Here is a 21767-nt window from a genome sequence, read left to right on the forward strand (position 1 = left end):
AAGCTGAGTTTTTAATAAGCGAAAAATCGGGCGGCCAAGTGCCGCCCTGGGATGCTGATCAGTGGTGGGTGCCTGCAAATATGCGTTTCACCGGCTCTTTTCGACGCTGATACAGCTTTATCATTGGGAATCAGAAGCTGGGTTGTTTTAACTCAACGTAAGCATGGTTTAGTCAGTTAGCTTCACCAGCATTTTGCCAGTATTGCCGCCTTCAAAAAGCGCTAAAAAAGCATTAGGAGTGCTTTCGAGACCTTCTTTGACGGTTTCTTTATAGACAATTTTGCCTTTTGCTACCTGGGGAGCGACTTCGTTGAGAAAATAGCGATAGCTAGCCCAGTGATCGGCAACAATAAAACCCTGCATTTTAGCCTTACGTATTACCAACTGGGAAAGATTGCTCGGCCCTGGCGTCGGTGCTTCGGCGTTATAGCTGTCAATCATGCCGCATACGGCAATACGAGCACCGTCGTTGAGCTGGTTTAGTGCCGCCTCTAGGCAAATGCCGCCAACGTTCTCAAAATACACGTCAATCCCATCGGGGCTAGCTAGCTTAATAGCATCGCTTAGTTCCTGTGAACTACGGTCTTGGTAACTGACCGGTTCTACGCCCAATGACTCAAGCCACGCAAGTTTATGGGCAGCCCCAGCAATACCGACTACATGGCAACCTTTTGCTTTCGCCAGCTGTACAACCAGCGAGCCAACGGCACCACTGGCAGCGCTTACCAGTACATTGTCGCTAGGCTTACATTCGGCTATATGGTTCAGGCCTGTCCACGCAGTCATGCCTGGCATGCCCAGTACACCTAGGTAAGCTTGTTCGGGCACGTCACTGTCTGGTAGGGCGGTGACACTGTCGCCTGGCACCTGAGCGATATCACGCCAACCGCCCATGTGGCTTACCTTGTCGCCTTCCTTAATCGTTGGGTGGTTAGATGCAATAACGACGCCAATGGCGCCACCTTCCATCGGCTTGCCCAGTTCGAAAGGAGCAATGTAAGTACGCGTTCCCGTCATGCGTCCACGCATGTAAGGATCAACAGATAGCCAACGATTGCGAATTCTCACTTCACCTTCGCCAAGGTCGGGAAGTTCCTGGCTTTGCAGCGCAAATAATTCGCGCTCAGGTAAGCCGATAGGGTAATGGGTTAATGTAAAAAAGCGAGATTGCATGGGCGCCTCCTGCTTATGTGATTAAAAACGAATCTCATCGTCGCCTAAAGACAGTTAGCGCGCTTTCAAGTTCGTCAAAAAATAATGGGTAACGCAATAAAAAAGCGGCTTGTAGAAGCCGCTTCCAGTCAAACTGATTTTTATTCAATGCTGTTGCTTAAGGGGTATCACACGCTTGCGGGTGTGTTATCCGTTAATCGACCAAAGTGATCATAACAGGGGCAACGCCACGTCGAATCATGCCAAGTTGGCGAGCTGCACGTTTGGAAAGATCAATTATCCTACCCTTAACAAAGGGGCCGCGATCATTAATCAGTACTTCAACTTCTTGACCGGTATCAGGGCGAGTCACTAGCACCTTGGTGCCAAAAGGGAGCGTAGGGTGAGCTGCCGTCAGTGCTTGTTGATCAAAGGGGACTCCACTGGCAGTGGGAGAACCTTGAAAACGATCACTGTAGAAGGATGCGACACCTTCTTTAATTTTGATTTCAGTGGCATACGCGTGACTAGCGGTAAGAAAGATGAGTAATGCCGCTGCACAACTCGTTCGGATATAACGTTTAGATGCTCCCATTGGAGTGCCTCAGTTTTACGTAGTGCGAAATCTTTACGCGTCGGTGTGTTACCGAACATATCTCTTGATAGTAACGTGCTCTTTTTGATACGGCAAGCTTTAAGAAGATCGACGCAATTAGCTTCTTAATTATGAATTTTTGCATCTTTCTCTAGTGCCGTTGCATTTCAGCAAGTTAACGAAGTGTGGTTGATATAAAGCGTCTGAGTTTTGTGTCTAATGCAATTTTTAGATAAACACTCACTTTTATCAGGTGGACATCATATAATTAGCGCATGCTTGATTTTAAATTTCTGCCAATAAACAAGGATGAACCTATGGCCAAATTCTCTTCTCCAACGCTGGTTTTGGTTGCCGCAGGCGGGGTTGCTGCTGGGGTTTTAGCCGCGCAAGTAGCTCCCAGCTTTACCGCAATGGCCGCCGCCGAAGAATCTACCAGTATGGAACAGGTAGAAGCCCCCCAAGCATTAGTAGGGCTCGATAACATTACGCTAGGCGAGCGTATCCGAGGTGAGCTTACCTCGGCGGGTGAGCTAAACGGCAATGATGGAAGCCGCTACTTACGTTATGCCATTACTCTTGAAGAGGGGGCGTTAGTAGAAATTTCGCTAAGCGGAGCTTTGCAGGGTGTGGTCGCTCTCTATGACGATCACCTACAACTGCTGGAAAGCGCAGAAACCGTTCACCACTATGTTGAGGAAGATGGAGATTACGTGGTGATTGTTAGTGGGGCAGACGCGCGTAGCTATGGCCCATTTACCCTTAACAGTCGCACTATTGAACTGAGCGATGCTGACACGCTTGACGTTGGCACGCCGATGGATAGTTGGCTAGAGGGTGCCTCCCGGGAGGTGGCGTTGACCATCGAGGAAGCAGGTATGTATCAAATTGAGATGCGTGCTGATGAGTTTGATGCGTATCTTGAGTTGTCTGGCCCTAACAACTATAACCGTGAAGATGATGATGGTGCTGGAAACTTAAACGCACGTATTTCAGACTTCCTTGCTCCCGGTGACTATACCATTACTGCGCGTTCTGCCTTTGGAGAGGGCAATGGTGTGTTTACGTTGAGTGCCGAACCGCGCGAATTACCGAACGATGGCGAGTTACGCAACGACGGTAGTGTTATGCCTAGCGATACGCTTAGCGGTTGGTTTAGCGGTCAGGAATTAGGTTATCAGCTAGAAATTGAAGAAGCGGGTATGTATCAAATCGATATGCGCTCAAGCGATATCGATTCTTACCTGGTATTAGAAGGATCTAATGGCTATCTCCGCGAAAATGACGACAGTGGCGGCAATTATGACGCCAGTATTGCTGACTTCTTGGCGCCGGGTAGTTATCAGCTAACGGCGCGCACTGCGTATGGCTCCGGCAGCGGTCTGTTTACGCTTTCAGTGGAGCCACGTGAATTGCCAGATGATGTAGAGCTGCGTAATGAAGGCGAGTTAACGCCCAATGAAACGCTCAATGGCTGGTATGGCGGTGAGCCGCTAACCTATGAACTCACGCTAGAAGAAAGTTCTTTAGTAACGCTTAGTTTGCGTTCAGCGGACTTTGATACGTATTTAGAACTACGCGGCGAAAGCGATTCTCACAGCGATGATGACGGCGGTAATGGCACTGATTCTCGTTTAGAGCAGGCGCTCTTGCCGGGAACGTACACCGTTATTGCACGTGGTTTCTCTGTTAGTGGCAGCGGTATGTTTGAGCTACAAGTCAGTGCCGAACCGACAGAAATGCAGCCAGACGCGTAATTTAGCGCGCGTCGAACAGCGAACAACGCCCTTGCTGGCAGCAGCAGGGGGTTTTGTTGTTTAGGTATTACTTGTTGATGCTGCTTGAAAGTAACGACGCTGTACACGCAGGACAAGCTGACGGCCTTTCAATGGCTGGTTTTATGGGGGTAGATGAGCACCAGTTGCACGTGGTTGAGCCTGAAGATATGTTGTTTGAAGCATCGCAAAGCCTCGCTCCATGGCATTGTGAAGGTTCCTTCCATTATCGAGTTGGTTCAAGTGACACGCCAGCGTAAGATCTGGTGAACGTGCAGGTGTTTTTTAATAAATAACCCAAGAAAAATGCGTCCAAATGCGGGCTGATCGTGATACGGCTAAGTGAGAAGCTTGATAATTAGTTTTTCTAACGGAACCGTACTGAGCTAAGCTAACTATTATGACGCTACAGGGCTAGGAGTTCTGAATGCACGAGCTAGATCATTACATTTATCCGCACCGAGTGTTGCACTGGTTAGTGGCAGGCGCTGTGTTCCTGTCATTGGCAAGCGGTTTGACGCTTGGGTTTCTGGGCTATGAACGCACTGTCGAATTGCTGGGGAATGCCCTTACCAACGTGCTCTACACCAGCCATAAAACCCTAGGTGTTGCGATATTGTTGCTAATGACCTTGAGAATTATTACACGGTTAGCCTTCGTTGTGCCCGACCACGAGCCACCGCTCAATGTCTTCGAGCGAGTAGTCAGCACTAGTGTGCATCACTTGCTCTATGTGGCCTTAGTGGCCATGCCATTAATTGGCTGGGCAGCCACCGCTACCGGCGGCTTTCCTGTTGAGTTTTTTACATGGCAGTTGCCAGGGATATTGGGGAAAAACGAAGCGCTTTCGCAAACGTTGTTTGTTTGGCATGAGCGATTAGGGTGGGCGCTGGTCGTGCTTATTACATTGCATATTGCGGGTGCTTTGTTTCATTGGCGTATCAAGCGGGATAACGTCATGAAACGTATGAGTTTATTTGAATAATATAGCGTAATGTCTACAGTGATCACGCCGAATCACAGCCGTAATCACGGGTGGTTTGGCGGGGTTTAACGGCGTACATCTGGCTGTCCGCTTCGCGAAGTAGGCTGGCCAGCGTATCGTTATTTCCACGGCTGATACTAAAACCTACGCTGACACCTACGCTAACTAGTGTGTTGCAAGGCAGCTTGATAGGTGAGCCAACGGCCTGTTCGATACGGTTGCGCATCTCTTCTAATGCAGACTGATCAGATACTCCCTCTAGCAAGATAATAAACTCGTCGCCGCCAAAGCGCGCACAGTGATCATTTTCTCGTGCGACGTGTACTAGGCGTTTGGCAACTTGCTGAAGCACGAAATCGCCTATTTCATGGCCATACTGGTCGTTAATTGGTTTAAAACAGTCAAGATCGCACATGACTAGTGCCAAAGGCGAATGCGTTTTTTTACAACGTTCAAGGGCCGTTTCTGCGCAGCGTGCCAGCCCGTTGCGATTAAGTAGGTCGGTGAGCATATCGTGATTGGCAAGCTTTTCTAGTGCCTGGGTACGAGCGGCTACCTTAGCCTCTAGAACAGCTTCCTGCTTTTTTAGCATTGAAACCGTTTCTGCTTGGGCGCGCTCTTTTTGCCATTTTAATCGATTAAAACGAGCGGCCAGTGCGAAAGACAGTAGCAACATTTCAATGGCTGAGCCGATCTGTACACCGTGAAGCGTAATGAAATTGGCAGGTAGAACGCTCAGGTTTCTTAGCGCAAATACGGCGGCACCGATTAGAAATATTGACCAAGCGAGCACAAAAATACCCGCGCTAGGCACGCGGCGCCAACTGCAATAAATACCGCATACAAGCATTAATAGCGAGGCAGCAAATCCTGTGATATCCATTAATCGTAGGGCAGGTTGAATAGGCAAGAAGATCACCGCTATTAGCGCTAAATAGCAGTAACCGCGAAACAGCGTGATAACTTGGTGCCAGCGCGGGCAATAGGTGGCTGTATTGAGGAAACTTTGAGCGAATAGGCTTCCCATTGTAGAGGCAAACGTAAAGCCAATCGCCACTAAACGTGCGGTGTTATCGCCCAAAAAGCTCCAAAACATCAGCGTACCAATGCCATTGAAGGTCAAGATTGCCAGCGTAAACCCGAAGGCAAATAGGGCGTAGTAAAGAAATACGCGCTCTTTAAGTCCAAAAAAAAGCAACAGGTTGTAAGTGCTTAATGCCAGCAGCATGCCGAAGTAGGTCGCCAGCCAGAAATTATGACGATCATTCTGAGTATAAAAAGCTTCTGGCGTCATTAAACTGTAGCTCAGAAACTTACTGCCTGTGGCACTCACCTGGGTATAAAGCGTCACGGTCTCTCCACCCGCCAGCGTTAGAGGAAAAACCGCCTGGCGGTGAGCGATTGAGCGCTCATCAATTGGCACGGCGCTTCCGCTATGCTGAACTCCACTAGCGTTTTCACGCAGCGTATACAGCGTGACATAGTCTAAGAAAGGGTATTCGAACTTAACCATCCATCTCGTAGGGGAGGCAGAGGCATTATGAATGTGTGTTTTAAGCCATGTGTCACTTTGCGTATAGCCGAAATGTAAATCAGAAGCGTGACGGACTGGTTGAAATGAGGGAGATAACGCTAAAACATCACGCAGGTTCAATGATTCTGAGGTGTGCCAATAACTACTAACCTCATTTAAATCATAACGTGGCTGCTCAGAAGAGACGGCAATGGTAGTTGCTGCACTACTATGACTGCACCAGCAAATAATAAGCGCTAACAAGCCTGCCGAAAGGCGCTTTAACCAACAGTTAACATCCATAAATATCGCTATTTGGTTTTTTTTGCGTTGGGCTTTATTGCCTCTAGGTCTTGGTGCCTAGGTTCCCTTGTCTAACTTGGGCGCGAATTTCTCCAAAACAAAGTATAGACGCCTTTTATGCGACCGACCGACTATGAGGCTAAAGCATGAGAGTGCTCAGTCTTTCAGTTAGTCGCTGAATTAGCTGTCCACTGTGACGCCAGAAATGCCAATAAAGTGGCACGGTAAGCGAATGCCCAGAAGCAATGCTAACAAGATGGCCGTTTTGCAGTTGTTCAAGTGCCTGTAAGTGCGGAATCATTCCGTAGCCAATACCTGCGCTGGCTAGTCGCACAAACCCTTCTGATGAAGGGCAAAGGTGGTAGGGAAAATGGCCATGGTAACCACATTGGGCAAGAAACTGGTGCTGAAGTTGGTCATGAGGGCCGAACACAATCACCGGTGCCTGCTGAAAGGCATCCGGGGAAAGGCCTTCAGGAAAGTAGCGTTTCACGTAGGCAGGCGATGCTAGCGGGAGATAGCGCATCTCGCCTACTTTAATACACCGGGCACCCGCGATAGGCGTTGGTGTCGCGCAAAGGCAGGCTGCTACATCACCATCTCGCAGGCGTTTAAGCCCAACATCTTGATCCTCAATGACTAAATCGAGCAATAAGTCTTCGGCTTGACAGATATCTGCTACGGCGGTTGCCCACCATGTCACGACGCTGTCAGCGTTGATCGCAATGCGTAGCCGGGTCGTTGCATTATCCAGTGTAGGGAGCGTCTGATGTAGGTCACGTTCCAACAAGTGTACTTGCTGGTAGTGGGTGAGTAGTTGCTGCCCTGCCGGCGTCGGCGAAAGCTTGGGGTGACGTGTTAACACCGGTTGGCCTAAGCGCACTTCAAGCGCTTTTATACGTTGAGAAATAGCTGATTGAGAAAGCCCCAAAATATCTCCGGCCCGTTCAAAGCCGCCGCACTCCACTACCGTAGCCAATGCATGGAGAAGTTTGTAGTCAAGCATGGGAGTTTCCCAAAGTGAATAAGTAACAACGTTTAGCGATATCATGGTGCATCAACCGTTAAGTCGTAGTTAATCACTGTTTTAGCTTGCTTTCATCCTCTTATGCCTGTGCGTTGATTGAGATAGCGTAAGCCCTGAGTTAGCAGGGTCGAAAGCGTAAATAGGCTGGCTGCCCTCGGGAGCTTATCTCTCATTTAACCGGTTCTGAAGTGAATTCCATCGCTTGCTGGAAGATAGTGAGACGAAGTGCATGATTAATTATTCATAATCAATTACTTATCTTAAATTTTGTCAGAGGAAAACTTCCATGCATGCCGCTTCTGGTAAAGTGTTGAAGGGGCAATCTCTAGCAATGAAGCCGCACGCTGAATATTGCCGTTACATATTCTAATAGCATTTTCAATCGCCTTTTTCTCTACCTGCCACAGCGGCAAAACTGAGTGGGGCCAAACTTCACCTTCATTTTGATTGTTTTTACTCAAATAATTTTCAAACGCATTATCTAAATTTAGCATCTCCAAGGTAAGCACTAGGCCGCTATACATTATCACCGCCCTTCTAATAACATTTTCAAGCTCTCTGATATTTCCAGGCCACGAGTGTTCAAGTAATATTTTTTCAGCATCAGCGGAAAAGCGCTGAAACTTTTTTTTCTCTTCCAAAGAATAGCGCTTCAAAAGTTTATAAGCAATTTCAATAACATCTCGCCCTCTCTCCCTCAATGGATAAAGCTTTATAGGAAATACATTCAAGCGATAATAAAGATCTGATCTGAACAAACCCGCATTAACTTGTTCTAACGGATTTACGTTGGTTGCACACACGATACGACAATTCACCGCATAAGTAGTTGTCGAACCTATCGGCATTACCTGACCTGTCTGAAGGAATCTTAGTAGTTTACTTTGCATGGTCAGGCTTAACTCTGCAATTTCGTCTAAGAAGAGAGTTCCCCCATCCGCCGCTCTTGCATAACCGATACTATCGCAGATTGCTCCCGTAAAAGTACCTTTTAGGTGGCCAAAAAATTGAGACTCAAAAATATCAAATGGAATTGCCGCACAATTCACAGCAATAAATGGCTTATCACACCTGGCGCTCTTCTCATGGAGCATGGTCGCGCACAGTTCTTTTCCAGTCCCACTCTCGCCGGTTAGAAAAACCGGCACATCGGATTTAGCTAAATGATCAAGTAACTCGTAAAGCGCACCCATCTTTGCTGAACTACCTATGAAAGCCTGTTTTGTCGTATTCCCTTCGAGAGTATTGATATTTTTATTATGAAAAATATATTGATTCATTTTTGAACCTTTAGCGCCTTGGTCGCGGTAATTAAATTTTTACAAAATTAAAGCGTAGCACACATGGTTAAAACTAAAGTATTTAATTATCACATTTAAATAAAGCTATTTTCATAGCTACTGATAATAATATTCATAAGCAATTTTTGATTTTTTTATGCTGCAAAAAAATTATTTTTGGTCGTTAGAGAAGTAGGTTCTTTAATTTTTTTAATTAATTTTTTAATTGTTTTATTAATTCTATTGAGTATGAAAAAAATCATACTTGTGCTAACTTTTAATCAAGCCTGTTGGATGCTCGCCTTTAAAGTAGTGCATTTTAAAAATTATATATTAAAACGAATTGCAAAATGCGAATGAAAAAAAATACGCTATAGCAATATTCAGAAAATATATTGAAAATAAAAGTTAAATTATATTTTGGCACGCGTTCTGCCTTGACCCTGCTAGGGAACAAGCCAGGGCGTTTATAATGAAAATATATAAATACAGTTTTGCATGCTGCTTGGTAAATATTATCAGTGGTTGTGCATCTATTGAACCAAACGTGAACACCGTACAACCGCTCATAGGTCCACCTGTTACTTCTAATCATACCCCGTATTCACAATGCTTAGCTGATCTGCGAGACAGTTATGAGGCTAACAACCTTCCCGTTATCGCGGTTGGACAGATCAGCGATAAAACGGGGCAAAAGACCTACAGCACCGTTACTGAAAGCAGCGCCTTGACTCAAGGCGTTTCTGAAATGTTGATCAGCGCTTTCTATAAAACGGGCAAGGTGAACCTGACTGAACGCTTGGACGTCAGAATTCCTCTGGCCGAGCAACAGTTATTCGAGCAGAACGCCTTGGCGTACGCCCCCAAGCCCATTGCGGTAATGCCGGCGAATTTCGTGATTTTAGGCGCTTTGACTGAGCTTAATTACAACATTTCCACCGGAGGCGCTCGTCTCTTCGTGAGCGGTATAGGCGGCGGTATACGCACCGCCGTTATCAATGTTGGCCTGGATCTTCGCCTGGTCGATGTCAGGACATTTAGAACCTTGTATGTATCAAGCCTGCAGAAGCAGGTTGTTGGTTACGAGGTTGAATCGGGCGTTTATCGCTTTTTTGGAAATCAGCTTATCGAGTTCGATACCGGCGCTGTGAGAAATGAACCTTTACAGCTCGGTGTTCGATCGGTCGTGGAGATGAGTGCTTTTCAGATCCTGACCGAAGGCCTAGGTCTTCCACTCCCCGAGGGGAAATCGTGCGAGCCGGAAGCCGGGTATCCTGTAGTCGCTAACCATGAGGTAAACCACAATGAAACTTAATACACTCACCGTAGCTATCGGCGCTGCAAGCGTCATGATGTTGGGCCTGTCTCAGGCACAGGCCTTTGATAGAAGTCACTGGAATTGGGACTTGGACGTCCAAACTATTATCACTGAGCATATCACTATCAATGATCATTTTAATAATCCTGGCGGTATAACACTGGTCGAGATTGATCAGGACTTCAACGGGAGCCTAACAGCAGTCAGCACTGTGACTGATATCGACAACTCGGATTGGGGGTTAGGTGAGCTGGGCGCTATCGAAAGCGCAGCGACGGCCGTCGCCAATAACGCAAGCCTGTCCTCGGAAGTCATGCCCAATATTGATGCCAATCAGTTCTGGCAAGGCTCCGGCACCATAGATGCTTCATCATACGTGGCAAACATCAACAACATGACGGTTGACAGCGTCGCCACGGCTGTGGCCAATAACTTGTCAGTCGATTTTGATGCGGCCGGGCATTTTGACTCTGTCTTGCTGGCCAACGTCGTGCAAACTGGCGTAGGTGATATCTCGGCCTACTCAACCGTAGACAATGTAACTCTCAGCGTGGCAGCACCTGAAAGTTTCACAGGCCCTCACATCAGCTCTGTTGCCACAGCGGTTGGCAACAACGTGAGCGTTAATGTGGGCGGCAATTTATAATTTTCACCACTAGGGAGCCGGAGGGCTGGCGTCAGCCCTCCGGAGCGGAGGAGACCCCATGAAGCTTTATCTATTTCGAATCGGCTTGATGGTTTACGGCGTCCTGTTCGCCATGATGACACTTCCCTCGCTTGCCATGGCCAGCGAGGGCTCACTGATCGGGCCGAAGCCTTATAATTTTCCGGCGCGTAGTGCTCAATCTGCGCTGATCCTCTATGAGAGCAAGCAAAGCGGCAGCCTAGGTCAGGCCGCAGGGTCGACTAGGATATACAGCAATACAAGTATCTCTGCGAATAATTGGCAGCAAATTGAAATGACATTGGGTGACAATGCGGAAGCCGCACTAGATGTCAATTCTAGCCAGAGTGCTGAAGGTAGCCAATCCACCACTAGTTCGGAATTTCTCAATAATGATAGTGACGTGAGGCAAGGCGAAGAAGAAATGCAGCGTCAGGAATAAAATGTTCCCAAGAGTAGCGCTGAGGCGATTGGAAGCAGGCCTATAGCGGCATTTTTTTGGCATAGATAGAATGAAACGATTGTTCTTTATAGTGGTTCAATTACGTCATTTAGCTACCAGCATCAGACCACCACCTTAATGGCTTGGCAGGCTTAAGCCAGTGTCTGCTGCTCAGACTCCGAGAGAGGAGCAACGAAGCGGCGTCTTGCCATGTGTTTATCCGTTTCAGTGGGCTAAATATCAATAATACACGATGATTTACGATCAGCTACTTAGCCGGGTCGATAGGCCTAGTCGCCTCGTTGATAGGCGGTGCCTACTTGTTGTTGGGGCTGAGACGGTGATAAGCAAAACGAATACCCTATTAGCAAGATGATTTTTAGTTATTCAGGTTGCCCGCTATCTTAGTGCCACGATTATTTAAAGCGACGCTAATTCTGGTACTGGGGACAGGGCAATGTGGGAAAGCTATTTAACAGGGTTGGTGGTATCTGGCGGCATCATCATGGCGATTGGGGCGCAAAATGCTTACGTGCTGGGGTTAGCGGTGCGTCGTGAATATCACTGGTGGTCAGCTGGGTTGTGCATGAGCGCAGATATTATCTTGCTAACTGCCGGTATGTTTGGTGCCAGCGCATTTTTACTGACGATGCCAAACGCGATGGAAGCTATGCGGTGGGTAGGCGTGGTGTTTTTGAGCTGGTTGGCTTCTCAGGCACTACTGCGGGCTGTTAGCGGGCGCGAAGGGTTGCAAGCAGGTAGCGTAAAAGCCCGCAGCTTGCGAGGTGTATTGCTGGCAACGTTGGCTGTCACTGTATTGAATCCCCAAGTGTATCTGGACACCCTATTGTTAATTCCGGCCATTGGTGCCCAACAGGAAAGTGCCGGTGTGTTCGTTGCAGGTGCGTCGACGGCCTCTGTTCTTTGGTTCAGCCTGCTAGCGTGGGGCGGGGCTGCGCTTTCGCCTTGGCTTTCCCGCCCTAGAGCGTGGCGTACTATTGATGGGCTAATTGGCCTGATGATGGCGGCCATCGCAATACATCTGGCGCTGGGTTCTACGCTGCTTTGACAGGCCATAACATTTATTAGTGGCGGCTAAAATAGCTTTGCATAACGGCTATTACTTTATCGATATTGGCATCATCAATATCCCGGTGGACAACAAAACGGGTGGCGTAGAGTAGCTCAATTAAAATGCCATGTTCTTTTAGCCAAGCGGAGAGTGGCTTTACATGTTCGTCAGGAAAGTGCGCGAACACCATATTAGTTGCTTGGGCGGTAATCTCGACCCCAGGCAGCTTCGCCAAACCTTTCGATAGGCGCGCTGCGCGGTGGTGGTCATGGGCCAAGTCAGCTACATGATGATCCAACGCATACTGACAGGCAGCGGCGATAATACCCGATTGGCGCATGCCGCCACCGACCATTTTACGCCAGCGCCGTGCGCGGTCGATTAACGCTTGAGGCCCTACTAGAGCAGAGCCTATAGGGGTGCCCAGGCCTTTCGAAAAGCACAGTGACACGCTATCAAACGGCAAGCAAAGCTGCTTAAGTGAAGTGTCTGTGGCTACCGCTGCATTAAACAGCCGCGCACCGTCTAAATGTGTTGCCAGTCCACGCTCGCGAGCTAGTTCAGTGGCTTTTAATACATAGTCTGCAGGCAGTACTTTGCCACCAATGGTGTTTTCTAACGCTAAAAGACGTGTGCGGGCGAAGTGAAAATCATCGGCCTTGATGGCGGCACTAATTTTTTCCAATGGCAGCGTGCCATCGGCGGCATTTTCAATTGGCTGTGGCTGGATACTGCCTAACACCGCAGCACCGCCGCCTTCATAGCGGTAAGTATGGGCTGATTGACCAACGATGTACTCATCGCCGCGCTCACAGTGAGCCATTAGTGCCACTAGATTGCTTTGTGTGCCGCTAGGAAAAAGCAGTGCCGCTTCTTTGCCTGCTTGTTCGGCTAGTTTCTCTTGAAACATGTTGACCGTTGGGTCATCGCCCCATACATCATCGCCCACTGGAGCGGCCATCATGGCATCCTTCATGGCAGTGGTAGGACGGGTCACCGTGTCACTGCGTAGGTCAATCATGTAAAACTCCTTTTGGGTTTGGTCACGTTAAGACGCTTTACCGAGCAAGTTGTCAGGAACCATCTATGGTTAACAGCATACGTTTATCAACCATAGAATACTCCAGGGCAACCTAGCATAGGCAAGCAGATGGATCTGAAAAGTGGCTACCCCTTTTGGGCCGTGAAGAATGGCTTGTTAAAAGCCTTCCCGCAACTGACCCGCAATCATCAAAGTGAAGTAGTGGTGATTGGCGGTGGCATTACCGGCGCGCTGATTGCCGATGAGCTCAGCCGCAATGACCATCATGTGGTGGTGCTTGAGCGTCGTGACGTGGGGTGGGGAAGTTCAGCCGCCAGCACGGCGTTACTGCAATACGAAATTGATACCCATATGACCGAGTTAGCCAAGCGCTATGGGGAAGCCGATGCGGTGCTTGCTTATCGCGCCTGTGCTGATGCCATTGGGGAAATTGAAACGTTGGCTGCCGGACTAGGCGATGTCGACTTTGAACGTCAACAAAGTCTTTATTACGCCAGCCATGAAGAAGACGTAGTGCCATTAAAGGAGGAGTTGGCGCTACGCCAAAAGCACGGCTTCGAGGCTGACTGGCTTGAAAGCGAGGCGGTATTGGCAGAGTACGGTTTTGTGGCACCTGGCGCTATTCTTACCCAGTTAGCCGCCACTATTGACCCGTATCGTATGGCGTATCAGCTGTTTTCCAGGGTTGTTGAGCGAGGGGGAGAGGTTTACGATCGCACACACATGCAGACGATGACGCCGGATGAGCATGGCGTCACACTGTCGCTGGTTAATGGTGCCAAGCTGCGTTGTCAGTACGTGGTGATGGCCGCCGGGTATGAGTCACAAGCCTGGTTGCCCGAATCGGTGGCCGTCAATCGCAGCAGCTATGCACTTATCACCGACCCGCTACCGCCTGAATTATTAGGCAAGTTGCGCCACACCATGGTGTGGGAATCTGCACGACCTTACCTTTATATGCGCACTACCCGAGACGGCCGGCTGCTAGTGGGCGGCGACGATGACGATGACGATATTCCCAAGCGTCGTGACGCACAAGTGGAGAAAAAAGCCGAAGGGCTGGCCGCTAAGGTCGAGGCGCTGTGGCCTAAGCTTGAAATTAACCCAACGTTTTCCTGGGGTGGCACCTTTGCAGAAACCGACGATGGCCTGCCGTTTTTCGGTCCCCATGAATCACACGGTTCAAGGGTGCATTTTGCGATGGCCTATGGCGGCAATGGAATCAGCTACAGCATGATTGGTGCCAAACTGCTGCGGGCGTTGATTGAAGGCAAGCAGCACCCCCTGGCAGCGCTTTTTTCATTCCAGCGACTAACGAGATAACTCCGTAGAAGAGATAGCCCCGCAACACCTATAGCACATCCATGTATAACGGGTAATTTGAATAACGATGCCTAAGAGTAGCAAGTGATGGACAATCAACTTTATTTACGTGCGTTAGAGCGGAACGATTTGCGCTTTGTTCATGAGTTAAATAATAACCAGAACATCATGTCGTATTGGTTTGAAGAGCCTTACGAATCATTTGATGAGCTGGAGGAGCTTTATAACAAACACATTCACGACAACGCTGAGCGGCGCTTCGTAGCAGAGAACAGCAGTGGGCATGCCATTGGTTTAGTCGAACTAATTGAAATCGACTACATTCATCGCAGTGGTGAATTTCAGATCATTATCACGCCAGAACACCAAGGTAAGGGGTTTGCGCGGTCATTGATCCGTCAAGCGTTGCACTACTCGTTCACGATTTTAAATCTACACAAAATATATTTGATAGTGGCGGTGGAGAACGTTAGAGCGATTCATCTTTACGAGGAGAGTGGTTTCATTGAGGAAGGACATTTGGTTAAAGAGTTCTTTATCAACGGCAAATACCGCGATGTGAAGCGGATGTATATTTTACAAGACACTTACTTAGCGCAACTAGCTTGATAGAAAGCCAGGGAACAGTCACTGGACTTGGGGAAAGCGCCAAGATTTGTACAGATCTGTTTTTGATTATCGATTGACCAGAACGAAAACGCCTCAGGCCGAAAGCTAACCAAGCCAAGGGCTGAGGCGTTGTTGCTTACTGCTGGCGCATATAAGCGACGATGGCATCGAAAGCTGCACGTTGCTGTTGGGCACAATTAGCCCAGACTTGCATCACATCCACTTCTACTGTCTGATCTTGAGCAGCGAAAGATGACATAGCGAGTACTCCTAATTCAGAGGTTGAGGGACGGTTCAGCCATGATGGGCTTTGTTGACCCTAGTTTAGTTATACATGATTTGTTTTGTGCGTCGCAGCAAATTAGCTGCGGGTTAGAGTTTATGCGCATCTCAACCTTTAAAGCTAGTCCTAAAGATGTAGGAGAACTGCTATGTTTTGTAAGAAATGGCTTACAAAAGTGAAAACTACCCATCTATGCCTTTGAATGGAATAGATTTTCATAATATAAAAAAGCCGACTAAAAAGTCGGCTTATGTGGTTATCTTTTGGTCTATAGAGGGGAGGTTGCGGTTAAAAACGCTACTTTTAGCCGAAATAGGCCGCTAATGCTTCATTGGCAGCTTGTTGCCAGTTGGCTTGTAGGCGCCAAAAAGCAAGTACTTCGTCATATTGGGTAGATAATGCAAAGGTAGAAGTCATATGGTGATCCTCCTATTGGAACACACCTAGAGTATAGGCTATTTTTGTTGCGGTGCAGCATTTTTAACTGATGTTCACAAAAACAAGCGATCCATCATCTTGTGTGTCTAGAATGATGTGTTGACTAAATATCGATAACTAATTAATAAAACAACGAGTTATATAATGGTGCTATCAACTATCGATCCTAATACTGCTTATTCTGAACCTACCTTCCATGATCGCTGGCTAACAACCCCTCATGGCCGCGTGTTTACCCGAACTTGGGAAACACCATCTGGGCACTCTGACGTGCCTATCGTACTTTTTCACGACTCTTTGGGCTGTGTTGATCTATGGCGCAGTTTCCCGGCAGCGATATGTGCGGCGACTCGACGGCGAGTGATTGCTTACGACCGACTGGGTTTTGGGCGCTCTGATGCGTGCCTGGTGCCGCCACCACTGAGCTTTATCGACGATGAACCCACGGCGAGCTTTGCGGCACTTCAGCGTGCGTTTCAATTAACGCGTTTTATTGCATTGGGGCATAGCGTAGGGGGCTGTATGGCGGTGCACTGCGCAGGACAGTATGCAGAGCAATGCGTAGGACTGATTACCATTGCCGCTCAGGCATTAAATGAACCGCGTACGCGACAAGGTATTAAAGAGGCGCAGGCTGTTTTTCAAGTGCCGGCGCAATTCGCCAAATTAGAAAAATATCATGGCGATAAAGCGCACTGGGTACTGAATGGCTGGACGGATACTTGGCTGCATCCTGCTTTTGAACACTGGTCGCTTATCCCCGCTCTTGAGCGCGTTAATTGCCCCACACTAGTGCTTCATGGTGAAAAAGACGAGTATGGCTCGCATCGTCAACCAGAATGCATTGCCCGACATACCAGTGGTCCCGCGCACTGCGAAATTCTGCCGGGCGTTGGTCATGTACCCCACCGTGAAGCAGAAGCGGCAGTCGTTAACTATGTTAGTGAGTTTATCGCGCGGCTTGCGCTGTAAGGCGGCTGTTATTTAGCGAGAAGTGAGGAACGCTATGCGCTTGCGACTTTTATCCGATCTTCATCTGGAGTTTTTTGATGGTGACCGTGAGCTACCGAAAGTAGAGGCCGACCTGATCATTTTGGCAGGCGATATCCATCAGAGAACCGAAGGGCTTGCCTGGGCCAGGCAACGGTTTCCAGAAAGGCCAATTTTATATGTGCCGGGAAACCATGAGTTTTACGGCACCTGCATGCCGTTACTCCGTGAAGAGCTTGCCGTCGAAGCTGAGCGCCATGAGATTGAGTTGCTGGATAATCGAGCTGTCACTATTGGCGGGGTGCGTTTTTATGGCACCACGTTATGGACGGATTTCTCGCTCTATGCCGATGATCCAACGTATAACCCAGAAGAGACCAACGCTAAAGCATTACGTTATATGCCTGATTTTCGCATTGTGACAACCGCCCCAGGCCACGTTTTTACCCCTCTAGCTAGCCAAGAATTACACCTTGAAGCGCTTAACTGGCTGAGCAATGAGCTTGAGCAACCCTTCGATGGCCCACGCGTCGTCATTAGCCATCACGCGCCTTTGCGCAGTTGCATTCCTCAGCAATATGTCGGTGATGCACTGTCCCCAGCCTTTGCCTCTCATCTGCCCCAATTGATGGGCAAGATGGATCTGTGGGTGCATGGCCATGTCCATGAGCCAGTCGATAGTTTATGTAACGGCACGCGGGTCATCGCTAATCCGGGTGGTTATCCCTACGAGTTTACTCCCGCGTTGTTCAAGCCGAACTTGGTGGTTGAGGTGAATTAAGTGAGAGTTGAATAATAGAGCAGTATTTAATAATAGTTAAAAGTTAATGGCGAAGAGGCTTTGGTAAAGTCAACGAGTAGGTGAGCTTAAACCAACTGACATCCTACGGCACAAACGATAAGTGTTGGTTTTTCCGAAAAAGTGCTGATACCGGAAAAGTCCTGATAGCAGTCCTGCTAACAGTACGAACAGCAATATTAATAAAAAACGCAACAGCAATGGAGCGCCACTAATGAGTGATACCAAGTTCGCCCAACAGGGTATGTCTTTTCGCGAAAGCGTCGAGCACATGGTGGATCACGCTATCGACATCATGGAGCTGGAAGAGGGAATTGGAAATGCGCTGAAGGTATGTCAGAGCGTGGTGCAGGTATCGTTTCCGATTGATATCGAAGGCAAAATTGAAATGTTTACTGGCTGGCGGGCCACCCATAGCGATCACCGCCTGCCCTCAAAAGGCGGCATTCGGTTTGCAATGATGGTCGATCAGGACGAAGTCGAGGCGCTGGCAGCGCTGATGACCTATAAGTGTGCGATTGTCGACGTGCCGTTTGGTGGTTCCAAAGGCGGTTTGGTCATTGATCCGCGCAAGTACACTGCCAAACAACTGGAAGCCATTACGCGGCGTTTCGCCCGTGAGCTGATCAACAAGGGGTATCTAAGCCCTGCCACTAACGTTCCTGCTCCCGATATGGGCACCGGGCCACGAGAAATGGGCTGGATGGTTGATACTTACCGCCAAATGTTCCCGAATGACATCAACTACATGGGTGCGTTAACCGGTAAACCAGTCGAACATGGTGGTGTGCGGGGGCGTAACGAGGCGACCGGGCGCGGGGTGCAGTATGCATTGCGCGAACTCTTCCGTCATCCCGAAGAAATCAAACGTTGTGGTTTGTCTGGCAGCTTATCTGGTAAACGCGTTGTGGTGCAGGGGTTAGGAAATGTGGGCTATCACGCTGCGCACTTCTTGCAGACCGAAGATGGCTGTCTGATTACCGCTATTATTGAACGCGACGGTGCTTTGATCAACGAGGATGGCCTGGATGTCCAGTCGGTACGTGAGTACATCACCGAGACCGGTGGAGTGAAAGGGTACCCGCATGCCGAGTACCGGGAAGATGGTAGTAAGGTATTAGCGTTCGCTTGCGATATTCTTATTCCGGCGGCGTTGGAAGGCGTTATCACCACAGAAAATGCACCTCGTATTCAAGCGCCGCTTATTGCTGAAGCGGCTAACGGCCCGATTACTTTTGAGGCAGATAAAATTCTTCGAGAGCGGGGTGTCGAGATTCTCCCCGATGCTTACTGCAACGCCGGTGGCGTGGTGGTTTCTTATTTCGAGTGGATTCGTAACTTGAATCACGTTCGCTTTGGAAGGCTCGATAAACGCTTTCATGAAGCACGCGGTCAGCACATCATTCAGGCGATTGAAGAGTCAACTGGGCACAAGGTGCCAGATCATTTGGCCGATGAGCTGGCGCGCGGCGCCGACGAGTTTGATCTGGTACGTTCTGGTTTGGACGACACCATGCGTTTGGCGCTGCAAGAGATTATTCGCACGCGTAATGAAAACCCCAAAGTTAACGACTACCGCATGGCGGCCTATGTGATTGCCATCGAGAAAGTAGCCCGTCACTACCGCGATATCGGGGTTTAATAAGCCTTTGCTGTTGCTATCGCATCTGTAAAGCAGCAATGCGTCGCCAACCCTCTAGTTTGGTCATGAGGGTTGGCCTAGCGCTTCAGCGATATCCTCCCTGCCAACTGTGTCAATAAATAGCCATACATCGCATCAGCAGCAGGTGAAAGGCTTTGTCTCGCTCGTCGTAATAAGCCAATCCGGCGTTCCAAGCGCGGGGTGGCGAGGGGGATAAAGCGCAGCCTCTGATGCTCTTCCTGAAATGCTAACCGGGGCAGGGTAGTCACACCGATGCCAGCTTCCAGCATGGCAGTCAGCGAAATCATGTTAGAAATATACAGTGTGCTATGGGTTAACAACTCTGCGGCTGGCGACCCTTCAAGCAGGCGCGAGGTGCCGTTACGAATAAGTGTATACGGCTTTAATGCACGCCAATGCAGAGCATTTTGCTGGGCCAAAGGGTGGTCATCACGGCATACCACGCCAATATCATCGTGCAATAGCGCATCGAAACGTAGGGTGTCATCGGGTAGCCATAAGCTGGTGATGCCGAGCTCTACCTCGCCTTTTAACACCATCTCATTGACCCGCTCGGAGTGACCGTCCTGCAGGCTGATATCAATGCCAGGATAGGCCTCCAGAAATCCGGCTAACAGCGCGGGCATTAGCCGGCTGGCGACCGACGGTACCGCGGCAATATCTACACGCCCACGCTGCTGACGAGCAATCGCTAGCGCATCGCGACACACCCGGTCGTGATGGGCGACTAATTCGCGAAAGCGTGGTTCGCACCAGCGGCCAAAGGGCGTTAACAGGGCTTTGCCGCCGCCTTTCTCAAAGAGCGGTTGACCAAGGCGCTCTTCCAGGTCGCGCACAGCCATAGAAACAGCTGGCTGGCTACGGTGTAACTGTTTGGCGGCGGCGTGAAAGCCGCCCGAATCAAGGATAGCGAGCACATAGCGTAAAGGTGCCAGTTTCAGTTCGGGGAGCATGGTAAGTTTTTCTGATCATTTTATCTGAATTATTGATTACCCTTATCTTCCCGCCTTCTTTAGCATGTCGTCAACATTTAAAGGAGCGCGTTATGTCATCAGTCCATGCACTTTATATCAACGGCCAATGGGTCGACGGCGATAGCCATATCACCAATAACAATCCTTCAGACCTGACCGATGTGATTGGCGATTATGCTCAAGCCAGCCCGGCTCAGGTAGAAGATGCCATCAAGGCGGCACGCAACGGCCAGAAAGAATGGGCGAAAAGTGGCCTGGAACAGCGCTATGGCATCCTGATGGCGATTGGCGACGAGCTGATGGCCCGCAAGGAAGAGCTGGGCCGTCTGTTATCCCGCGAGGAAGGCAAGCCGCTGGCGGAAGGCATGGGGGAAGTGGGGCGTTCGGCGCAATTCTTCCATTACTATGCCGCCGAAGTGCTGCGCCAGATTGATGAGCGGGTCGATTCCGTGCGCCCTGGCGTGGAAGTCGATACCCGCCGTGAGCCGGTGGGCGTCGTCGGCATCATCAGCCCCTGGAATTTCCCCATGGCGACCGCGGTCTGGAAAATCGCTCCAGCGCTGGCCTTTGGTAACGCGGTGATTTTCAAACCCGCCAACCTGGTACCGGCGAGTGCCTGGGCGCTGACCGAGATCATCAGCCGTCAGGCACTGCCTGCGGGTACCTTCAACCTGCTGATGGGCAGCGGCGGTAGCGTCGGTGAAGCGCTGATCACAAGCCCCGCCATTAACGCACTGACCTTTACCGGCTCGTTGGAAGTCGGCCGCCGCGTGGCCGCTGCCACCGCCGGTAATCTGGTCAAGTGCCAGCTGGAAATGGGCTCCAAGAACGCTCTAATCGTGGCAGAAGATGCCGATCTTGACTTGGCCGTGGAGGCTGCCTTCAACGGCGCTTATTCTGGCACCGGGCAGAAATGCACCGCGTCTTCGCGCCTGATCGTACATGCCGCCGTGCATGACGCCTTTGTCGAAAAACTGACGGCGCGGTTGGCGAAAGCCAAGGTCGGCCCGGCGCTGGAAGAAGGCGTGCAGATCGGTCCCGTGGCAGATGCCCGCCAGCTGGATTCCAACCTGAGCTGGATTGAGCGTGGCCAGGCCGACGGCGCGACACTGGCCTTCGGTGGCGAGCGGGTCGAGTGTGCCAGTGAAGGTTACTTCATGGCCCCAGCGCTGCTTGTCGATACCACCAACGACATGGCGATCAACCGTGAAGAAGTGTTCGGCCCGATTGCCTGTGTGATCAAGGTAGCGGACATGGACGAAGCGATTGCCATGCTCAACGACACTAACTTCGGTTTGACCGCTGGCATCATTACCGACTCCCTGGCGCTGGCCAACCGTTTTAAGGCAGAAGCCGAGACCGGTTGTGTGATGGTCAACCTGCCCACCGCTGGCACCGACTATCACGTGCCCTTTGGTGGCCGCAAAGACTCAAGCTTCGGCCCGCGTGAACAAGGGCGCTATGCGCGTGAGTTCTACACCGTGGTCAAGACCTGCTACGTCAAAGCCTAAGGAGCGGCG

Annotated in this window: 21 protein-coding genes; 13 read left to right on the top strand and 8 right to left on the bottom strand. The window is 49.7% G+C overall.

Going from position 1 to position 21767, the window contains the following annotated elements:
- Positions 1-168: 168 nt before the first annotated feature.
- Both ELY33_RS02835 and ELY33_RS02840 read right to left on the bottom strand, forming a co-directional pair.
- Positions 169-1173: an NADP-dependent oxidoreductase gene (locus ELY33_RS02835; RefSeq protein ID WP_126943642.1), complete on the bottom strand. Its 1005-nt coding sequence runs from the start codon at positions 1171-1173 to the stop codon at positions 169-171.
- Between the two features lie 193 nt (positions 1174-1366).
- Positions 1367-1747, bottom strand: coding sequence for a septal ring lytic transglycosylase RlpA family protein (locus tag ELY33_RS02840; RefSeq protein ID WP_126943645.1), 381 nt, complete (start codon positions 1745-1747; stop codon positions 1367-1369).
- Between the two features lie 317 nt (positions 1748-2064).
- On the opposite strand from ELY33_RS02840, the gene ELY33_RS02845 reads away from it, so the two are divergent.
- The 3 genes from ELY33_RS02845 (at position 2065) to ELY33_RS02855 (ending at position 4507) form a co-directional block, all read left to right on the top strand.
- Positions 2065-3504, top strand: a complete 1440-nt coding sequence (locus tag ELY33_RS02845) for a hypothetical protein (protein ID WP_126943648.1) — start codon at positions 2065-2067, stop codon at positions 3502-3504.
- Positions 3505-3581: 77 nt separating this feature from the next.
- A complete protein-coding gene (locus ELY33_RS02850) occupies positions 3582-3782 on the top strand; it encodes a hypothetical protein (RefSeq protein ID WP_126943651.1) in 201 nt (66 codons plus the stop codon).
- 167 nt (positions 3783-3949) lie between these two features.
- Positions 3950-4507 carry a cytochrome b gene (locus ELY33_RS02855; RefSeq protein ID WP_126943654.1) on the top strand — a complete coding sequence of 186 codons (558 nt, stop codon included), beginning with the start codon at positions 3950-3952 and terminating at the stop codon, positions 4505-4507.
- Between the two features lie 22 nt (positions 4508-4529).
- Here ELY33_RS02855 and ELY33_RS02860 read toward each other — a convergent pair whose 3' ends face one another.
- The 3 genes from ELY33_RS02860 to ELY33_RS02870 all read right to left on the bottom strand — a co-directional run bounded on the left by ELY33_RS02860 (position 4530) and on the right by ELY33_RS02870 (position 8630).
- Positions 4530-6323 carry a sensor domain-containing diguanylate cyclase gene (locus ELY33_RS02860; RefSeq protein WP_126943657.1) on the bottom strand — a complete coding sequence of 598 codons (1794 nt, stop codon included), beginning with the start codon at positions 6321-6323 and terminating at the stop codon, positions 4530-4532.
- Between the two features lie 139 nt (positions 6324-6462).
- Positions 6463-7329 carry a LysR family transcriptional regulator ArgP gene (locus tag ELY33_RS02865; RefSeq protein ID WP_126943660.1) on the bottom strand — a complete coding sequence of 289 codons (867 nt, stop codon included), beginning with the start codon at positions 7327-7329 and terminating at the stop codon, positions 6463-6465.
- 281 nt (positions 7330-7610) lie between these two features.
- Positions 7611-8630, bottom strand: coding sequence for a sigma-54 interaction domain-containing protein (locus tag ELY33_RS02870; protein WP_126943665.1), 1020 nt, complete (start codon positions 8628-8630; stop codon positions 7611-7613).
- A 472-nt stretch (positions 8631-9102) separates the two neighbouring features.
- On the opposite strand from ELY33_RS02870, the gene ELY33_RS02875 reads away from it, so the two are divergent.
- The 4 genes from ELY33_RS02875 (at position 9103) to ELY33_RS02890 (ending at position 12123) form a co-directional block, all read left to right on the top strand.
- On the top strand, positions 9103-9945 hold the full coding sequence (locus ELY33_RS02875; protein ID WP_126943668.1) for a CsgG/HfaB family protein: 843 nt from the start codon (positions 9103-9105) through the stop codon (positions 9943-9945).
- A complete protein-coding gene (locus ELY33_RS02880) occupies positions 9935-10594 on the top strand; it encodes a hypothetical protein (protein WP_126943671.1) in 660 nt (219 codons plus the stop codon). The genes ELY33_RS02875 and ELY33_RS02880 overlap by 11 nt, the downstream gene beginning before the upstream one ends.
- A 58-nt stretch (positions 10595-10652) precedes the next feature.
- Positions 10653-11054: a hypothetical protein gene (locus tag ELY33_RS02885; protein WP_126943674.1), complete on the top strand. Its 402-nt coding sequence runs from the start codon at positions 10653-10655 to the stop codon at positions 11052-11054.
- Between the two features lie 457 nt (positions 11055-11511).
- Positions 11512-12123 carry a LysE/ArgO family amino acid transporter gene (locus tag ELY33_RS02890; RefSeq protein ID WP_126943676.1) on the top strand — a complete coding sequence of 204 codons (612 nt, stop codon included), beginning with the start codon at positions 11512-11514 and terminating at the stop codon, positions 12121-12123.
- A gap of 16 nt (positions 12124-12139) precedes the next feature.
- Here ELY33_RS02890 and ltaE read toward each other — a convergent pair whose 3' ends face one another.
- Entirely contained in the window at positions 12140-13147 is a 1008-nt protein-coding gene (gene ltaE, locus ELY33_RS02895; protein ID WP_126943679.1) for a low-specificity L-threonine aldolase, read from the bottom strand.
- A 129-nt stretch (positions 13148-13276) separates the two neighbouring features.
- Here ltaE and ELY33_RS02900 point away from each other — a divergent pair, with 129 nt between their 5' ends.
- A complete protein-coding gene (locus ELY33_RS02900; RefSeq protein WP_126943682.1) occupies positions 13277-14491 on the top strand; it encodes an NAD(P)/FAD-dependent oxidoreductase in 1215 nt (404 codons plus the stop codon).
- Between the two features lie 87 nt (positions 14492-14578).
- The gene (speG, locus tag ELY33_RS02905) at positions 14579-15100 is read left to right on the top strand and encodes a spermidine N1-acetyltransferase (RefSeq protein ID WP_126943685.1); all 522 of its coding nucleotides are present in this window, start codon (positions 14579-14581) and stop codon (positions 15098-15100) included.
- A gap of 136 nt (positions 15101-15236) precedes the next feature.
- On the opposite strand, the gene ELY33_RS18190 is transcribed toward speG, so the two are convergent.
- On the bottom strand, positions 15237-15359 hold the full coding sequence (locus ELY33_RS18190) for a hypothetical protein (protein WP_279629862.1): 123 nt from the start codon (positions 15357-15359) through the stop codon (positions 15237-15239).
- A gap of 606 nt (positions 15360-15965) precedes the next feature.
- On the opposite strand from ELY33_RS18190, the gene ELY33_RS02910 reads away from it, so the two are divergent.
- The 3 genes from ELY33_RS02910 to ELY33_RS02920 all read left to right on the top strand — a co-directional run bounded on the left by ELY33_RS02910 (position 15966) and on the right by ELY33_RS02920 (position 19252).
- Entirely contained in the window at positions 15966-16793 is an 828-nt protein-coding gene (locus ELY33_RS02910; RefSeq protein WP_126943688.1) for an alpha/beta fold hydrolase, read from the top strand.
- A gap of 34 nt (positions 16794-16827) precedes the next feature.
- A complete protein-coding gene (locus ELY33_RS02915; RefSeq protein WP_126943691.1) occupies positions 16828-17592 on the top strand; it encodes a metallophosphoesterase in 765 nt (254 codons plus the stop codon).
- Between the two features lie 232 nt (positions 17593-17824).
- Positions 17825-19252, top strand: coding sequence for a Glu/Leu/Phe/Val family dehydrogenase (locus tag ELY33_RS02920; protein WP_126943694.1), 1428 nt, complete (start codon positions 17825-17827; stop codon positions 19250-19252).
- Positions 19253-19329: 77 nt separating this feature from the next.
- On the opposite strand, the gene ELY33_RS02925 is transcribed toward ELY33_RS02920, so the two are convergent.
- Positions 19330-20226 (bottom strand): LysR family transcriptional regulator, encoded by an 897-nt coding sequence (locus ELY33_RS02925; RefSeq protein WP_126943697.1) that lies wholly within the window; start codon positions 20224-20226, stop codon positions 19330-19332.
- Between the two features lie 92 nt (positions 20227-20318).
- Here ELY33_RS02925 and ELY33_RS02930 point away from each other — a divergent pair, with 92 nt between their 5' ends.
- Positions 20319-21758, top strand: a complete 1440-nt coding sequence (locus tag ELY33_RS02930) for an aldehyde dehydrogenase family protein (RefSeq protein WP_126943700.1) — start codon at positions 20319-20321, stop codon at positions 21756-21758.
- Positions 21759-21767: the final 9 nt, after the last annotated feature.

The sequence above is a fragment of the Vreelandella andesensis genome (assembly GCF_003989795.1).
GTDB classification, from domain to species: Bacteria; Pseudomonadota; Gammaproteobacteria; order Pseudomonadales; family Halomonadaceae; genus Vreelandella; species Vreelandella andesensis.

What these genes read in the sequence shown, in the direction of transcription:
- ELY33_RS02835 (WP_126943642.1), bottom strand. Translation starts at nt 1,173, where the DNA reads ATGCAATCTCGCTTTTTTACATTAACCCATTACCCTATCGGCTTACCT.
- ELY33_RS02840 (WP_126943645.1), bottom strand. Translation starts at nt 1,747, where the DNA reads ATGGGAGCATCTAAACGTTATATCCGAACGAGTTGTGCAGCGGCATTA.
- ELY33_RS02845 (WP_126943648.1), top strand. Translation starts at nt 2,065, where the DNA reads ATGGCCAAATTCTCTTCTCCAACGCTGGTTTTGGTTGCCGCAGGCGGG.
- ELY33_RS02850 (WP_126943651.1), top strand. Translation starts at nt 3,582, where the DNA reads ATGCTGCTTGAAAGTAACGACGCTGTACACGCAGGACAAGCTGACGGC.
- ELY33_RS02855 (WP_126943654.1), top strand. Translation starts at nt 3,950, where the DNA reads ATGCACGAGCTAGATCATTACATTTATCCGCACCGAGTGTTGCACTGG.
- ELY33_RS02860 (WP_126943657.1), bottom strand. Translation starts at nt 6,323, where the DNA reads ATGGATGTTAACTGTTGGTTAAAGCGCCTTTCGGCAGGCTTGTTAGCG.
- ELY33_RS02865 (WP_126943660.1), bottom strand. Translation starts at nt 7,329, where the DNA reads ATGCTTGACTACAAACTTCTCCATGCATTGGCTACGGTAGTGGAGTGC.
- ELY33_RS02870 (WP_126943665.1), bottom strand. Translation starts at nt 8,630, where the DNA reads ATGAATCAATATATTTTTCATAATAAAAATATCAATACTCTCGAAGGG.
- ELY33_RS02875 (WP_126943668.1), top strand. Translation starts at nt 9,103, where the DNA reads ATGAAAATATATAAATACAGTTTTGCATGCTGCTTGGTAAATATTATC.
- ELY33_RS02880 (WP_126943671.1), top strand. Translation starts at nt 9,935, where the DNA reads ATGAAACTTAATACACTCACCGTAGCTATCGGCGCTGCAAGCGTCATG.
- ELY33_RS02885 (WP_126943674.1), top strand. Translation starts at nt 10,653, where the DNA reads ATGAAGCTTTATCTATTTCGAATCGGCTTGATGGTTTACGGCGTCCTG.
- ELY33_RS02890 (WP_126943676.1), top strand. Translation starts at nt 11,512, where the DNA reads ATGTGGGAAAGCTATTTAACAGGGTTGGTGGTATCTGGCGGCATCATC.
- ltaE (WP_126943679.1), bottom strand. Translation starts at nt 13,147, where the DNA reads ATGATTGACCTACGCAGTGACACGGTGACCCGTCCTACCACTGCCATG.
- ELY33_RS02900 (WP_126943682.1), top strand. Translation starts at nt 13,277, where the DNA reads ATGGATCTGAAAAGTGGCTACCCCTTTTGGGCCGTGAAGAATGGCTTG.
- speG (WP_126943685.1), top strand. Translation starts at nt 14,579, where the DNA reads ATGGACAATCAACTTTATTTACGTGCGTTAGAGCGGAACGATTTGCGC.
- ELY33_RS18190 (WP_279629862.1), bottom strand. Translation starts at nt 15,359, where the DNA reads ATGTCATCTTTCGCTGCTCAAGATCAGACAGTAGAAGTGGATGTGATG.
- ELY33_RS02910 (WP_126943688.1), top strand. Translation starts at nt 15,966, where the DNA reads ATGGTGCTATCAACTATCGATCCTAATACTGCTTATTCTGAACCTACC.
- ELY33_RS02915 (WP_126943691.1), top strand. Translation starts at nt 16,828, where the DNA reads ATGCGCTTGCGACTTTTATCCGATCTTCATCTGGAGTTTTTTGATGGT.
- ELY33_RS02920 (WP_126943694.1), top strand. Translation starts at nt 17,825, where the DNA reads ATGAGTGATACCAAGTTCGCCCAACAGGGTATGTCTTTTCGCGAAAGC.
- ELY33_RS02925 (WP_126943697.1), bottom strand. Translation starts at nt 20,226, where the DNA reads ATGCTCCCCGAACTGAAACTGGCACCTTTACGCTATGTGCTCGCTATC.
- ELY33_RS02930 (WP_126943700.1), top strand. Translation starts at nt 20,319, where the DNA reads ATGTCATCAGTCCATGCACTTTATATCAACGGCCAATGGGTCGACGGC.